The organism is bacterium (assembly GCA_030655055.1).
Lineage (GTDB): Bacteria > Edwardsbacteria > AC1 > AC1 > EtOH8 > UBA5202.
Window position 1 is genome coordinate 1 of record JAURWH010000098.1, and the last position, 14647, is coordinate 14647.

Consider the following 14647-nt stretch of genomic DNA (forward strand, 5'->3'; position numbering starts at 1 on the left):
TACAGCCCAAGCAGGTCTGGGCCACCTGGACCACCATCGAGCCCGGCTGCTACCTGGAAGGCGAGGCCCTGGCCAGTGTCCAGCCCTACGGCACCCATCCGCCGCTGGTGAACATGCTGGCCTTTGAGGGCAAGAGCGACAGCGAGATAGAGACGGCCATGCTGACTATCGCCGAGGAACTGGCCAAGCACCTGCAGATAGACCCGGAGAACATTTTCATCAAGTACGACGAGACCAGGTCCGGCCGGGTGTTCACTGGAGGGACGACCATCATCAAGACCAAGCACGGGAAATGAGATACCGGGGCTTTTCGCCACAAAGGCACAAAGACACAGAGGGTATTAAAAATAGTACAAAACGCTATAAATAATTTTCTTGGTGCCTTGGTGTCCCTTCGACTCGGCTCAGGGCATGCTTTGTGGCTATTAAAGGTCTAAATATGAAGATCATAAACCCCAAGGCATACGCCCTGCGGCTGATAGAACTGAAGCCCCGCAGCGTCCATGAGATCAGGGACAAGCTGGCCAAGAAGGGCATAGATAAGGCCGAGATCGAAGCGGTTGTCTCTGGCCTGGAGACCATCGGCCTTTTGGACGACGTGAAATTCGCCCGGGACTGGATCGAGAATCGACAGCATTTTAGACCTATGGGGGTCATCCGTCTGCGGCAGGAGCTCTTTGTCAAGGGGATAGATCGGGAGATAGTGGACCAGGCTATCGCCGATTACAAAAGCAACGCGGACGAGTTGCCTGCGGCCCTGGACCTGGCCCGGAGAAAGATGAAGCTGTACACCAAACTTGAGCCCGATGCCGCCAAACGCCGTTTGGCGGGGTTTCTGGCCCGAAGGGGGTACGAGGTTTCGGTAGTGTCCAAGGTCCTAAAGGAACTGCTGAAGGAAAATATTTTGGAATAAGCAATTCCATGTAAAAACATAATAACGACATTCTTTTTTGTTTTCTATGTAAATATTAATGTAGAAAGGTAATTATGATGGTTAAAATAGTTCAAACCACATTAACAATAGTCGGCATAATTATATTTTCAGGTTGTTCAAAAACAACTGAACCGACTCCTAATACTATTGAATGGTCTGGGTATTTTTTAAACAATAGTAACTATGAATATAGAAATTCCTTTCTTAGATATAAAGTCTTTAACGATGCTGGCAGTTATACTGGCGATGGTATTATGGAAGACATTATTTTTTATCCCAATGAGATAATTGAGATTGGTAACACAAAAATGGAAAACTTGCCTGCGGCAGAAGGACTACATTTTGGTTATGAAGTAAGCGTTTTAGACACAATCGCAAATAAGTATCATACTTACAGCAAATATTATGACTATAGTGGTGATAAAACTAACTATAAAGTAAAAATTGCTATAAAAATTGAACATGATACAACTTTTACCGATTCGACTGTAATAGAATAATATTTAATACGAGACAAAATAATAATTAAATTTGTGCCACAATATTTAAAATGTCGGTTAATTCCATCTTAACCTGGCTCAAAAAAATAACCACAGTCCGGGATGAAGACGCTGATTCTGTCGAGCGCTACACTCCGGGCGAGGAGATCACCAACGCCATCCTGCACGGGGTGGGGCTGGGGCTGGCTTTGGCGGCCCTGGCGGTGCTGGTGGTGATGGCCAGCCTGTCCGGGAACGCCTGGCACATAGTCAGCTTCAGCATCTACGGCGCCACCCTGGTGATGCTGTATTTGTCTTCGACGCTGTATCACAGCTTTTATGCCGGCAAGGCCAAGCGGCTGTTCCGGGTCTTCGACCACTCGTCCATCTTTCTGCTGATAGCCGGGACCTACACGCCCATCACCCTGATCGCCCTGCGGGGCCGGCTGGGCTGGACGGTGTTCGGCGTGGTGTGGGGCATCGCTATTTTGGGCATAGTGGGCAAGGCCTTCTGGACCCACAAATTCGTGTTCATGTCCACCCTGTTGTACATTGCCATGGGCTGGCTCGTGGTGGTGGTGATAAAACCGGTGCTGGAGAACCTGAACACGGTCAGCCTGGTGTTCTTGGGGGTGGGAGGTCTGTTTTACACGCTGGGGACGGTGTTTTACCTGTGGCGCAAACTGAAATACCACCACGCCATTTGGCACCTGTTCGTGCTGGCCGGGAGCATCTGTCATTTTTTCACGGTGTTGTTCATGTTGCCGAGGTGACAGCAGCAATAATATTAAAAATGAAAGTGTCAAATAATGAATGATAAATCATATTTGGACAAAAAATATTTTATTGACAACAATGTATTTAATTGTCCATTCTGTAATCGACGCAATGTAAATTATTATATTGAAGCTCATGTACAATTTGATTGGTCAAACGACAAGGTTTGTCACATCTATACAGCAAAATGTAGTTCATGTAATAATACCTCAATGCATTTAACCTATAGCTCTATTGATTTGATTAGAGTTACCAACACGAAAGGTTATTTTTCACATAGATTTAGTGTTGATGAAGACCTTGATAGTTTATTCTTCTATTCTATACCCACATCATTTTTTGTTATGGACGATAAAATACCCTCTATTATACGGGAGTTAATATCTGAGGCAGAGGGTTGTTTAAAAATGAATTATCTAACTGGTGCATCAGCTTGTATGCGGAAAGCAATTTATGAGTTGTTAATAATAGAAAAAGTTGATGGCCAAGATTATGAAAATAAAATTAAACAATTAAAAAAGAAGTATGCTGATTCCGATCCTGCATTATTTGATATATTGGCTCATATACAAGATATGACCAGTGATAAAATACATGAGCAATCTTGGGATTTGTGGAATTCCCAATACTTAAATTTGATTATTGAAACTTTAAAAACAGTTCTGCATGATGTTTATGTTTTGCCTAAAATTAAAAAAGAAAGATCTTCTTCTATCCAAAAACTATTGGAAAAAGTAAATGCAAGTAAAAAAGGTTCTAAACCTGAAGTTTGATTGATAAACAATCGAATAAGTCGGAATATTTCATTAGAACAATTATTAGGTCTTAACCTATGCAAACATCCAACCAAATACGCCAATCATTCCTGGATTTCTTCAAATCCAAAGGCCACACCATCGTGCCCTCGGCCTCGGTCGTTCCAACCGATGATCCGACCCTGCTGTTCACCAACGCGGGGATGAACCAGTTCAAGAAGATCTTCCTGGGCGCCGAGACCCGCGATTACAAACGAGCCGCCGACAGCCAGAAGGTCTTGCGGGTCTCGGGCAAGCACAACGATCTTGAGGAAGTAGGCAAGGACCACACCCACCACACCTTCTTTGAGATGCTGGGCAACTGGTCCTTTGGCGACTATTTCAAGAAGGAGTCAATCGGCTGGGCCTGGGAACTGCTGACCGGGGTCTGGAAACTGCCCCAGGAAAAACTTTACGCCACGGTCTATGTCAACGACCAGGAGGCCGAGGGTTTTTGGAAGACCCAGACCGGCATCGACCATTCGCACATCAGCCGCCACGGCGAGAAGGACAACTTCTGGGAGATGGGCGAGACCGGCCCCTGCGGGCCCTGCTCCGAGATCCACATGGACATGGGAGAAGGCACCTGTCCCAAGGACGGCAAGGACGGGCATGTCTGCGGGGTCAACGTCGACGGCTGCGGGCGGTTCGTGGAGATCTGGAACCTGGTGTTCATCCAGTACGACCGGGGCCCGGACGGCACGCTGAAGGACCTGCCCAGCAGGCATGTGGACACCGGAATGGGCTTTGAACGTCTGGTTAGGGTGCTGCAGGAGAAGGATTCCAACTATTCCACCGACCTGCTGTACCCCATCATCAAGCAAACCGGGGAGATCTCCGGCAAGCAGTACAATCCCGGACCCGAAGGCATGTCCTTCCGGGTGGTCGCCGACCATATCCGGGCGCTGGTGTTCACCATCGGGGACGGGGTGCTGCCCTCCAACGAAGGCCGGGGCTATGTGATCCGGCGCATTCTGCGCCGGGCTGCCCGGCACGGGCGCCTGCTGGGACTAAAGCAGCCGTTCCTCTACCGGCTGGCCTCCACCGTCATCGACATCATGGGCGAAGCCTATCCCGACATCAAACAGCGCCACGAGCATATCGCCATGGTGATCAAGACCGAGGAGGAGCGGTTCGGCGAGACGCTGGACCTGGGGCTTTCGCTGTTCGACCAGATCGCATCTAAACTGAAAACTGCCAAGGACAAGGTGATCTCCGGCCCCGACGCCTTCAAACTCTATGATACCTTCGGCTTTCCGCTGGACCTGACCCAGGTGATGGCCGAAGAACAGGGATTGACCGTTGATTCCGAGGGTTTCCAGCAGGCCATGACCGGACAGCGGGAGAGGGCCCGGGCGGCCCGGGGCGAGGTTACTTTTACCGCCGCCAAGGAAGTGGATTATCCGGCCTGCATCTTTGTGGGCTATAACAGCCTGGTGCAGAAGACGAAGGTCAACGGGATATACATCAAGGAACTGCCAATCGATAAGGCCGAGAAGGGCCAGACCGTGGACCTCACCCTGGAGAACACCCCGTTCTACGGCGAGGGCGGCGGCCAGGCCGGCGATATAGGCTTTCTGGAGAATGCCAACTGCCGGATCAAGGTGCTGAACTCGGTGAAAGCCTTCAACGGGTCCACGGTGCACCATGCCGAGATGGTCTCCGGCTCCATAAAACTCAAGGACGAGATCACCGCCTCGGTGGACCAGCCGGCCCGCTTAAGCACCGCCCGGCACCACACCGCCACCCATCTTCTGCAGGCGGCCTTGCAGCAGATCGTGGGCAAGCACGTCCAGCAGCAGGGCTCCATGGTCAGCCCGGAGCGACTGCGCTTCGACTTTACCCATTTCGCCGGACTGGAACAGATGCAGCTGGACGAGGTGGAGCATATGGTCAACCGCAAGATCATGGACAACCTGCCGGTGGCCGACGAGCACATGAAACTGGCCGAGGCCCAGAAGACAGGGGCCATGGCCTTGTTCGGGGAAAAGTACGGGGAGGAGGTCCGGGTGATCTCCTGCGGCGACTTCTCCAAGGAACTGTGCGGCGGCACCCATGTCAAGCACAGCGGCGAGCTGGGGCTGTTCAAGATCGTCAAGGAAGAAGCCATCGCCTCCGGGGTGCGCAGGATAGAGGCCGTGGCAGGCGAGGCCGCCTACCGTCTGGTCAAGCAGGACGAACTGCTGGTGGCGGAGATACAGGATAGGCTGAAAGCCAACCGCGATGACATAGTCAAGAAGCTGAACGCCCAGATGGAAGAACTGAAGGCGCTGGAGAAATCGAGGAAGGATGCGGCCAGACTGCAGCAGGGGAGCCTTATCGAGGGGCTGGTTAAAGAAGTCAAAAAGGTTGAAGAGGTTCAAGTGTTGGTCAAGTTGCTGGATGGCTTTTCCCAGGACGACATGCGGGAGATGGCAGACAAACTGCGGATCAAACTGCCGGGCGCTGTCATCATCCTGGCCAGCGTGGACGAGGGCAAGTTCGGGTTCACCATCGCGGTGGGCGATGAGCTGGTAAAAACCAAGAAGTTCCTGGCCGGGGACATTGCCAAGAAGATCGCCGCGGCCACCGGCGGCAAGGGCGGAGGACGGCCCCAGCTGGCCCAGGTGGGCGGCAAGGACGAGGGGAAGCTGAAGGAGCAGATGGGGCAGATGGAGACTACAATATTCTCATAGGCATCATTAGCCCAGCCCTTAAGGGCTGGGCTAATAAAAGAAACGATAAACCATGATCACAATCAAACAACAACTCTGCGGCCAGTGCGGGCTATGCCCGGGCGTATGCCCGGTGCAGGCCATAACGCTCCATGGCTGGGGCCTGGAGGTTGACGATAAAAAATGCACCGGCTGCGGGCAGTGCGTTACAGTGTGCCCCACCGGGGCTTTAACCAAAAAGACCTAACCCTCCTCCTTCGCTTCGCTGCGGCGGACAGGCCGCCCCAATTCAAAGTGGCGAAGGGGAGATAGAGAGGTACGGTCAAAGGATTGAAAATGATCTACCAGCAACTGCTGAAAACCGCCAAGCAAAAGGGCTCCAATTTCCTGGTCCTTCTGGACCCGGACAAATGCAGGAAGCAGGACGCGACCAAGATCGGCCAGGCCTTGAACGATGCCGGGGCCGACGGCATCCTGTTCGGCACCAGCCTGCTGATGTCCAACCAGATCGACGACACCATCAAGGCCCTGAAGCAGAACTTCAAACAGCCGGTGATCATATTTCCCGGCAGCGCCTACCAGGTCTCGCAACACGCCGACGCCATCCTGTACCTGTCGCTGGTCTCGGGCCGCAATGCGGAATTGCTGATAGGCGAGCAGGTCAAGGCCGCACCCATGCTTAAAGCTTCCGGCCTGGAGGTGATTCCCACCGGTTACATGCTGATAGAGTCCGGCAAGCTGACCTCGGCCAACTACATGAGCCACACCATGCCCATCCCCCGGGACAAGTCCGACATCGCCATGGCCCACGCCCTGGCCGCCCGGATGCTGGGGATGAAGCTGATCTACATGGACGCCGGGAGCGGGGCCCAGAACAGCGTCCCCGAGGAGATGATCGCCGGGGTGGCCAAGTACGCCGAGCTTCCCGTCGTGGTGGGCGGGGGGATCAGAACCCCGGAAGAAGCAGGATCCAAGGCCCGGGCCGGGGCCACCGCGGTGGTGGTGGGAAACATCCTGGAGAAGAAGGGGAATCTTAAAACAGCGTTAGCTTTCGCGAAGGCTATCCATTTCAGAATAAAAGAGTAAAAGTGACTGCTATAGAAATTGGGAAATTATTTATTACTCCTTTAATTTCTATTGTGAAATGGATGAGGAGTATAACCGCTGAATCTACTATTATTAGTGATTCTTTGAGTAATGTTGAAGACCATGAGATAAGAGAGCAATTAAGAAAATTTATGCAAAAAAGTAGCTTATTGGACTTATGTACAAATAATTCAAAACGCTCATCTATGATTGATGAATTTAAAGCCGTTTTAACGAACCATACTGATACAGCAATTACAAATGCAGTTGATAGCTTTTATGAAAATATGATTGATGGTATTAGTAAATATGATGATCTTTCCCGAAAATATCAGAATCGTGTAGCATGGCAAAATGAACGAACAAAGAACAAACCGGGTCTATATGTAAATATTATACAAATTGACGAAACAATCATTGAGCTTGAAGATGCTTATAAGGCAATCATAGATACTGCAAATAAATTTGAAAGCAGTAAAGATTTTAAACAATACATAGAATATATTGAACGAAGTTATTTAAATATTAGAGGTGTTGAAAAACAGAAGCACTATCCCATTATATTAAATAATATAGCAAAAGCGTATATGGAGTTAGATGAAATAGAGAAGCCTTTATTTTATCTAATAAAAGCAAATAAGATTGACCAATCGAATAAACAAATACGGGCAAACCTAGCTATTGCTTATGCTAATAACGAAAATTATGATGAAGCAAATAAATTGCTGAATGATTTGGAAGGTGAACAGCAACCCCATATCCAAGTACAGATATTAAACATTAAATCATTAACATGTCTTTATGAAAGCGAATTTGACAAAGCGCTTATTCTTAATGAGTCTGCCCTAAAGTTTGAACCAGAGAATATTTATCTCAATGCGAACAGAGGGTTAATACTGTGCTATCACGGCAAATTCGAAATGGGCATAAGACTATTAGATGACACCTCCAAGAAAAGCCCTAATGACATCATTGTAAACAGGACTTTAGCCTTTTGTCTAATGCAACACCATTTGTTTTTGACCAGTGAAAAAAGTCAGCCAATGGATGAAAGAACGACCATTTACTTTCAAACCAAAATATTAGGTGCACCTCATAAATTTAAAGAATCTGTGGAAGTTAAGGGAGCTATTGCTTTATTCGAAAAAGCAAGCAGGTTGAAAATAAAAAGGGATGAGCCTCTCATTCTGAATTTAGCCACATGCTATTTTAATGACAATCAATTTGATAAGGTAATAACGACACTTGATGAAATTAATTATAAACAGGCTACAGCACATTTAAAATATATTATTCTTAATACAAAAGGTATGGCGTATGTTTTGATGAATAAATATGAAGAAGCGATTGAGTTGTTCTCAAAAATGGTTGACTTGGAACCTAAAAGCCCAATGCCTTATATTTATTTAGGACAAAGCTATGCCGCCCTGTTGAAAAACGATCTTGCATTGCAATATTTTATAACGGCAGATGAACTAAAACAAAATGACCCACACATTAAATTGAATATAGGTTTATCATATGCGAGAAAAGGTAACAATAAAGAGGCTTTAAATGCATACGAATCAGCTATTGCAGCAGGTATGGTTAATGATCCAATATTATATTTTCAAAAAGGGTTAGTAGAACACAATCTGGGTTATTACGCCAGTGCATATGTAAGTTTGCAAAAGGCACGAGAATTGAAGTACCAAGACGATTCGCGTTTGCCAATATTATTAGCTACATGTTACTTGCATTGCTCTCTTTGGAAAGATGCTTTATCCGCCCTGGATGAGGTTCTATCTACTACGCCAGATGATTTAGGTGTTAAAAGTAACAAAGCTATTGTATTATTTAATCTGGGGGACTACAACGGTGCAATGAAAATTGCGGATTATTTAATAAACACTGGTAGTAATGAGCATATTAAAATAGCAGAGGAAATTAAAATGTATATAGAAATGAGAACTACAAAAATAATAAAACTTAAAGTATTTTAATTAACAAGATAAAGGATAAGTAACAATGAAAGGCGTCATCTTAGCCGGGGGCCTGGGATCCAGGCTGCGCCCCCTGACCAGCATCACCAATAAGCACCTGCTGCCGGTTTACGACCGGCCCATGATCTATTACCCCATCCAGACCCTGGTGCAGGCTGGGATCAATGACATCATGCTGGTGACCGGCGGCAACGCGGCCGGGGATTTCCTGCGTCTGCTGGGCAACGGCGAGGAGTTCGGGCTTAAGCACATCAACTACACCTACCAGAAGCGCGAGGGCGGGATCGCCGAGGCACTGGGCCTCTGCCGGCATTTCGTGGGCCAGGACAAGGTGGTGGTGATGCTGGGCGACAACATCCTGGACGGCTCAATCAAAAAGGCGGTCAGCGACTTTGAAAAACAGGAATCGGGCGCCAAGATCTTTTTAAAGACCGTGGACAATCCAAAAGAATACGGCGTAGCCGAGCTGAAAGGCCCGCTGGTCAAGAACATCATAGAGAAGCCCAAGAACCCCAAGAGCAACTACGCCGTCATCGGCATCTACATGTATGACGCCCAGGTCTGGAACATCCTGAAAACGCTGAAGCCCTCGGGCCGGGGAGAGCTGGAGATCACCGACGTCAACAATGCCTTCATCCAGAAAGGCCACATGACCTACGAGATCATCAAGGGCTGGTGGGGCGACGCCGGGTCATCCATCGAGGACCTGTGGCGGGTCAACCACTACATCGGCCAGAAGGCGGAACGGGCCAAGCGATGATCCTGGTCACCGGGGCCAAGGGGATGCTGGGCACCGACCTCTGCGCCGAGCTCAGCGCCCAGCACCAGGTCACGGGAGTGGACCTGGGCGATTTCGATCTGTCGCACAAGGAGGCGGTGGAGGCCATCGCCGACCTTAACCCCCAACTGGTGGTGCACTGCGCGGCCATGACCAATGTGGACGGCTGCGAGACCGATCCCGACCGGGCCTACCTGGTCAACGGGCTGGGAACCAGGCACGCGGCTTTGGCCTGCCAAAAACTGGACATCCCGATGCTGTACATCAGCACCGACTTCGTGTTCGACGGGACCAAGAGGGAGCCTTATTACGAATGGGACAGTCCCAATCCCCTGGGGCACTACGGCCGTTCCAAGCTGGCGGGGGAGACGGAGGTAATATCTCTACTGCACAAGTATTACATCGTCCGCACCTCCTGGCTCTACGGCCCCAACGGGAAGAACTTCGTGGCCAGCATCCTTAAAAAGGCCGGGGAGACCGGTCAGGTCAAAGTGGTGGACGACCAGACCGGCTCGCCCACCTACACCCGCGACCTTTGCAATGCCCTGTCAATGCTGGTTCAGAGCAACCTATACGGGGTCTATCACCTCAGCAACTCCGGGTCCTGCAGCTGGCATCAGTTCGCCAAAGCCGCCATGCAGCACGCCGGGGTCAAGGCCGAGCTGTTTCCCATCAGATCGCATGAATATCCCACGCCCACCAAACGGCCGGCCTATTCGGTGCTGAACAATTTCGCCTGGAACAAGGAGTTCAAAACACCCTTAAGGCACTGGGAAGAGGGCTTAAAGGATTACATCCGCGAAACCATGCATGTGCAATGTTAAAAAAATATCAGATATGAAACAGAACAAAGAGATCCAGGCCGTCAAGGCCGAGCTCTACAAGAGTTCGTTCGCCCTGCAGCAGACCGCGGTGCTGCAAGCCGCCAATATCCACAAGGCGGCTGAAATGATCCACCAGTCCTTAAAGACCGGGGGAAAACTTTTGATCTGCGGCAACGGGGGCAGTGCGGCCGACAGCCAGCATGTGGCCACCGAGCTGGTGGTGCGGTTCCAGAAGGAGCGGCGGGCCCTGGCCGCTTTGGCGTTGACCACCGACACCTCGCTTTTGACCGCCGAGGCCAACGACCACGGCTTTGACACCATTTTCTCCCGCCAGGTGGAGGCCTTGGGGAAAAAGGGCGACGTGCTTTTAGCCATCAGCACCAGCGGTAATTCCAATAACGTGCTGAAGGCGGTGCAGTCCGCCAGAAAACTGGGCTTGGCAACAATAGGCTTGTCCGGAGGGACCGGAGGGAAACTGAAGAAAGCCTGCCACCTGTGCCTGCTGGCCCCGGGCGGCGCCACCTGCCGGATCCAGGAATGCCATCTGGCCATGGAACACGTGATCTGCGACCTGGTGGAAGGCTGGCTGGGAAAGAAGTAGATCAGCATAGATGACCATTCAACCCGCAGTACGAATAAATTAAACACAGCACAAAAACCCCATGAACAACCGCTGGAAGATATTCAAGAACCTGGACATCCGGCTGGCCTCGCTGGTGCTGGCCATGCTGATGTGGTTCCATGCCGCCACCGAGCGGGAGTACCAGCAGAAGATCTACTGTCCGGTGCTGGTGTCCAACATTCCGTCCGGTTTTGTGCTGGCGGCCACGCCCCCCCTGGTGCCCTGCCAGATAAAGGCCAAGGGCAAGGACATGATAGTCTTCAAGCTTAATCCCCCAAAAGTGCTGGCGGATATGGCCAACCGCCAGGTGAAGAAACTGACCTTCGATCTGTCGCCGGAACTGCTTCGATACCCCTTCAACCTGAAGGCGGTGGAGGCAGCTTTCGTGATCAGCGAGATCACGGTCAACCTGGACCGTTTGGGGCAGAAGGAGGTCCGGGTTCTGCCCGATGTCTCCGGCATTCCAGCCAGCGGCTACATCGTCTGCGACAGCACGGCCGCCGAGCCTTCGCTGGTGATCATCTCCGGGCCCCAGCGCCTGCTGGAAAAAATTGACAGTGTTTACACCTGGCCGGTTAAGGTGGACGGCAGGTCGGAGAACCAGCGGGTCCGCTGCCGGGTGGCCCCCCCCGACACCCTGCTGTTCAGGGCGGAACCGGAATCGGTGTGGGTGAAGCTTTGCTTTGAAAAGACCCAGGAGAGGTTGTATAAAAACGTACCGGTGGCGCTTTTGAACCGTGGCCAGGGTTATCTGGTCAGCTTTTCGCCGGGAACCATCGACCTGGCGGTATCCGGGCCCCAGCAGGTGCTGCAGCAGGCCGAGGCCGGGCAGTTCAAAATCACCCTGGACCTTAAGGGGCTGGCCCCGGGCCATCACCGCCTGCAGGCAGTGATCGAGCTGTCGGACAAGCTGGAGCTGATAGCCGCCGATCCCCGCGACTTTGAGGTGGACATCAAATGATGATCCTGGGAATTGAAACATCCTGCGACGAGACGGCCGCCGCGGTGGTGCTGGACGGCAAAAAGATACTGTCCGACGTCATCTATTCCCAGACGGTGCACCGGCAGTACGGCGGAGTGGTGCCGGAGCTGGCTTCGCGCGACCACCTGAAGAAGATCGTTCCGGTGGTCAGGGAGGCTTTGACCCAGGCCGGAATATCTCCCAGCCAAATAGACGCCGTGGCCGCCACCAGCCGGCCCGGCTTAGCCGGAGCCCTGTTAGTGGGCTTTTGTTTTGCCCGGGGGCTGGCCCAAAGCCTGGACGTTCCCTTTGTTTCGGTCAACCACGTGGAGGCCCACGCCCAGGCCGCTTTTCTGAATGATCCGGAACTGAAGGTCCCCGCCGTGGCCCTGGTGGTCTCGGGCGGCCACACTTCGCTTTTTTACATCGATGCTGGTTTCCGGTTCTCCCTGATGGGCCAGACCCTGGACGACGCCGCCGGCGAGGCTTTTGATAAAGTGGCCAAGCTGCTGGGGCTGGGTTATCCCGGCGGTCCGGCCATTGAACAACGGGCGAAATTGTCATCTTCAGACAGGGTCGTTTTCCCCAAAGCCATGCTGGGGGCCCAAAGCCTGGATTTTTCCTTTTCGGGGCTCAAGACGGCGGTCCTGAATTACGTGCTGGATCCCAAGAACGGCGGCCGGGATAATTTGTCCCAAGAAATGATCAACGATGTCTGCCGGGGCTTTCAAACGGCGGCCTGTGCGGTGCTGGTGGAAAAACTTAAAAGGGCCTGCGACCTGGCCGGCTGCCAAAACGCCGCGGTGGCCGGCGGGGTGGCCGCCAACGGATTTCTGCGACAGGGCCTGGCCGAGCTGGAGCGGAGGGAAGGCCTGAAAATAGTGATCCCCGGCATCAGGCTCTGCACCGACAATGCGGCCATGGTGGCGGCCTGCGCTTCCAGGATGCTGGACCAGCACCAAAAAATATCCGACAATACAGTACAAGCAAGGGTCACATGGCCGAAATATCAAAATACCTGAACTGGCCCAAACTCATCCTGGCCTCGGGCTCGCCCCGGCGCAAAAGCCTGCTGCAGGCGGTGGGGGCTGATTTCAAGGTGGTCATTCCCATGGTGGATGAGGACGGGATAGAAAATCTTGTGCCTGAGACCGCGGTCAAGAAGCTGGCCAGGGAAAAGGCCCTGGAGGTCAGGGCTCGTCTTTCCCCGGCCGACCGGAAGCGCCTGATCGTGGCCGCCGACACGGTGGTGGCCTATAGGCATCACGTGCTGGGCAAACCGGAGAACGGGGCCGGGGCGGTAAGGATGCTGAGAATGCTCTCCGGCCGCTGGCACCAGGTCTTTACCGGCCTGTGCCTGATATCACCGCTTGACGGCAGGATCATCACCGGCTACGAGGTTACCAAGGTCAAATTCCGCCGTTTGTCCCCGGCTTATATCAACAATTACGTGGCCTCGGGCGAGCCGCTGGACAAGGCCGGGGCCTACGGCATCCAGGAGCTGGGGGCCCTGATCGTGGAAAAGGTGGACGGCTGCTATTTCAATGTGGTGGGCCTGCCACTGGTGAAGCTGGACAAGATGATCAGGAGACTCAATCTATAACCGGGGACCGTTTTTATCCGCAGATTTAGCAGATTAACTAAAATAATGATTATTTAATAGTAAATACGGTTTTACAAAATAATATTTCCTGTCCTTCCTGGCTTCATTATATGAAAATTCCCCGGTTTCTTTAGTGCTAATATATATTAAACCTTAAGGTGATTGGATAACATGATCAAGCCCATTGAATGGAAGAACGAAGGCATCGCGTTGATAGACCAGCGGGAACTGCCGGGGCGGCTCAAATACCTGAACTGCAATACGGTGGAAAAGCTGGCCTGGGCCATCGAGACCCTGGCGGTGCGCGGCGCTCCGCTGATCGGCATCGCCGGGGCCTACGGTCTGGCGCTGGGGGTCAGGCATTCTTCCAAGACCAGCCTGCCAAAGGATTTTGAGGCCGCCTTTCAGCGGATCAAGATCACCCGGCCCACTGCGGTCAACCTGTTCTGGGCGCTGGGAAGGATGCGGCAGACATTTGATGCCCTGAACAAAAAAGGCGCCGCCTTGCCGGAGGTCAAAGAAGGGCTGCTGGCTGAAGCTAAAAAGATCCAGGCCGAAGACGCCGCCACCTGCGCCCAGATAGGGATCTACGGCAGCGCTTTGATAAAGCCCGGCTCCAGCCTCCTGACCCACTGCAACAGCGGGGCGTTGGCCACCGGGGGCATCGGCACCGCCCTGGGGGTGATCGTTACCGCCTTCAAACAGGGGAAAATAAAAATGGTCTACGCCGACGAGACCCGGCCCCTGCTGCAGGGCGCCCGGCTGACCGCCTGGGAGCTGAAACAGGAGAAGGTCCCGACCACCCTGATCTGCGACAACATGGCGGCATTTTTGATGGCCCAGAAAAAGATCGACGGCATAATAGTGGGGGCGGACCGGATAGCCCGGAACGGCGATTTCGCCAATAAGATCGGAACCTACGGAGTGGCGGTGGCTGCCAAGTACCACCGGATACCGTTCTACGTGGCGGCACCTTTGTCAACTTTTGATTTCAAGATCAAGACCGGGAAACAGATACCGATTGAGCAGAGAAAACCGGAAGAGGTCAGGTCCTTCGGTAAGTCGGTCACCGCTCCGGCGGATATCGGAGTTTACAATCCGTCTTTTGATGTGACTCCGTCCCGGCTGGTAACGGCTTTTGTAACCGAGAAAG

At 52.2% G+C, this 14647-nt stretch carries 16 protein-coding genes; all 16 read left to right on the plus strand.

All coding sequences use genetic code 11. The features are described 5' to 3' along the window. Positions 1-296: hypothetical protein (locus tag Q7U71_04335; GenBank protein MDO9390985.1), on the plus strand; the 296-nt coding region annotated here is incomplete at its 5' end. Between the two features lie 143 nt (positions 297-439). Continuing rightward, entirely contained in the window at positions 440-913 is a 474-nt protein-coding gene (locus tag Q7U71_04340) for a regulatory protein RecX (protein ID MDO9390986.1), read from the plus strand. Positions 914-987: 74 nt separating this feature from the next. Further along, positions 988-1434 carry a hypothetical protein gene (locus tag Q7U71_04345; GenBank protein ID MDO9390987.1) on the plus strand — a complete coding sequence of 149 codons (447 nt, stop codon included), beginning with the start codon at positions 988-990 and terminating at the stop codon, positions 1432-1434. Between the two features lie 50 nt (positions 1435-1484). After that, positions 1485-2186, plus strand: coding sequence for a hemolysin III family protein (locus Q7U71_04350; GenBank protein MDO9390988.1), 702 nt, complete (start codon positions 1485-1487; stop codon positions 2184-2186). A 36-nt stretch (positions 2187-2222) separates the two neighbouring features. Further along, a complete protein-coding gene (locus Q7U71_04355) occupies positions 2223-2963 on the plus strand; it encodes a hypothetical protein (GenBank protein MDO9390989.1) in 741 nt (246 codons plus the stop codon). A 59-nt stretch (positions 2964-3022) separates the two neighbouring features. Further along, positions 3023-5659, plus strand: coding sequence for an alanine--tRNA ligase (alaS, locus tag Q7U71_04360; protein ID MDO9390990.1), 2637 nt, complete (start codon positions 3023-3025; stop codon positions 5657-5659). A 52-nt stretch (positions 5660-5711) separates the two neighbouring features. Then, positions 5712-5885, plus strand: a complete 174-nt coding sequence (locus Q7U71_04365; protein MDO9390991.1) for a 4Fe-4S binding protein — start codon at positions 5712-5714, stop codon at positions 5883-5885. A gap of 89 nt (positions 5886-5974) precedes the next feature. Next, positions 5975-6724 (plus strand): geranylgeranylglyceryl/heptaprenylglyceryl phosphate synthase, encoded by a 750-nt coding sequence (locus tag Q7U71_04370; protein MDO9390992.1) that lies wholly within the window; start codon positions 5975-5977, stop codon positions 6722-6724. Between the two features lie 2 nt (positions 6725-6726). After that, a complete protein-coding gene (locus tag Q7U71_04375; protein MDO9390993.1) occupies positions 6727-8706 on the plus strand; it encodes a DUF3808 domain-containing protein in 1980 nt (659 codons plus the stop codon). Between the two features lie 25 nt (positions 8707-8731). Then, positions 8732-9466, plus strand: a complete 735-nt coding sequence (locus tag Q7U71_04380; GenBank protein MDO9390994.1) for a sugar phosphate nucleotidyltransferase — start codon at positions 8732-8734, stop codon at positions 9464-9466. Then, positions 9463-10308 (plus strand): dTDP-4-dehydrorhamnose reductase, encoded by an 846-nt coding sequence (rfbD, locus tag Q7U71_04385; protein ID MDO9390995.1) that lies wholly within the window; start codon positions 9463-9465, stop codon positions 10306-10308. Before Q7U71_04380 ends, rfbD begins: the two co-directional genes overlap by 4 nt. A 13-nt stretch (positions 10309-10321) precedes the next feature. After that, positions 10322-10909 carry a D-sedoheptulose 7-phosphate isomerase gene (locus Q7U71_04390; GenBank protein ID MDO9390996.1) on the plus strand — a complete coding sequence of 196 codons (588 nt, stop codon included), beginning with the start codon at positions 10322-10324 and terminating at the stop codon, positions 10907-10909. Positions 10910-10970: 61 nt separating this feature from the next. Beyond that, positions 10971-11891 (plus strand): CdaR family protein, encoded by a 921-nt coding sequence (locus Q7U71_04395; protein MDO9390997.1) that lies wholly within the window; start codon positions 10971-10973, stop codon positions 11889-11891. After that, a complete protein-coding gene (tsaD, locus tag Q7U71_04400; protein MDO9390998.1) occupies positions 11888-12913 on the plus strand; it encodes a tRNA (adenosine(37)-N6)-threonylcarbamoyltransferase complex transferase subunit TsaD in 1026 nt (341 codons plus the stop codon). Before Q7U71_04395 ends, tsaD begins: the two co-directional genes overlap by 4 nt. Then, positions 12889-13494, plus strand: coding sequence for a Maf family protein (locus Q7U71_04405; GenBank protein MDO9390999.1), 606 nt, complete (start codon positions 12889-12891; stop codon positions 13492-13494). The genes tsaD and Q7U71_04405 overlap by 25 nt, the downstream gene beginning before the upstream one ends. A gap of 171 nt (positions 13495-13665) precedes the next feature. Next, positions 13666-14647, plus strand: a 982-nt coding sequence (mtnA, locus tag Q7U71_04410) for an S-methyl-5-thioribose-1-phosphate isomerase (protein MDO9391000.1), incomplete at its 3' end; no start/stop codon positions are given.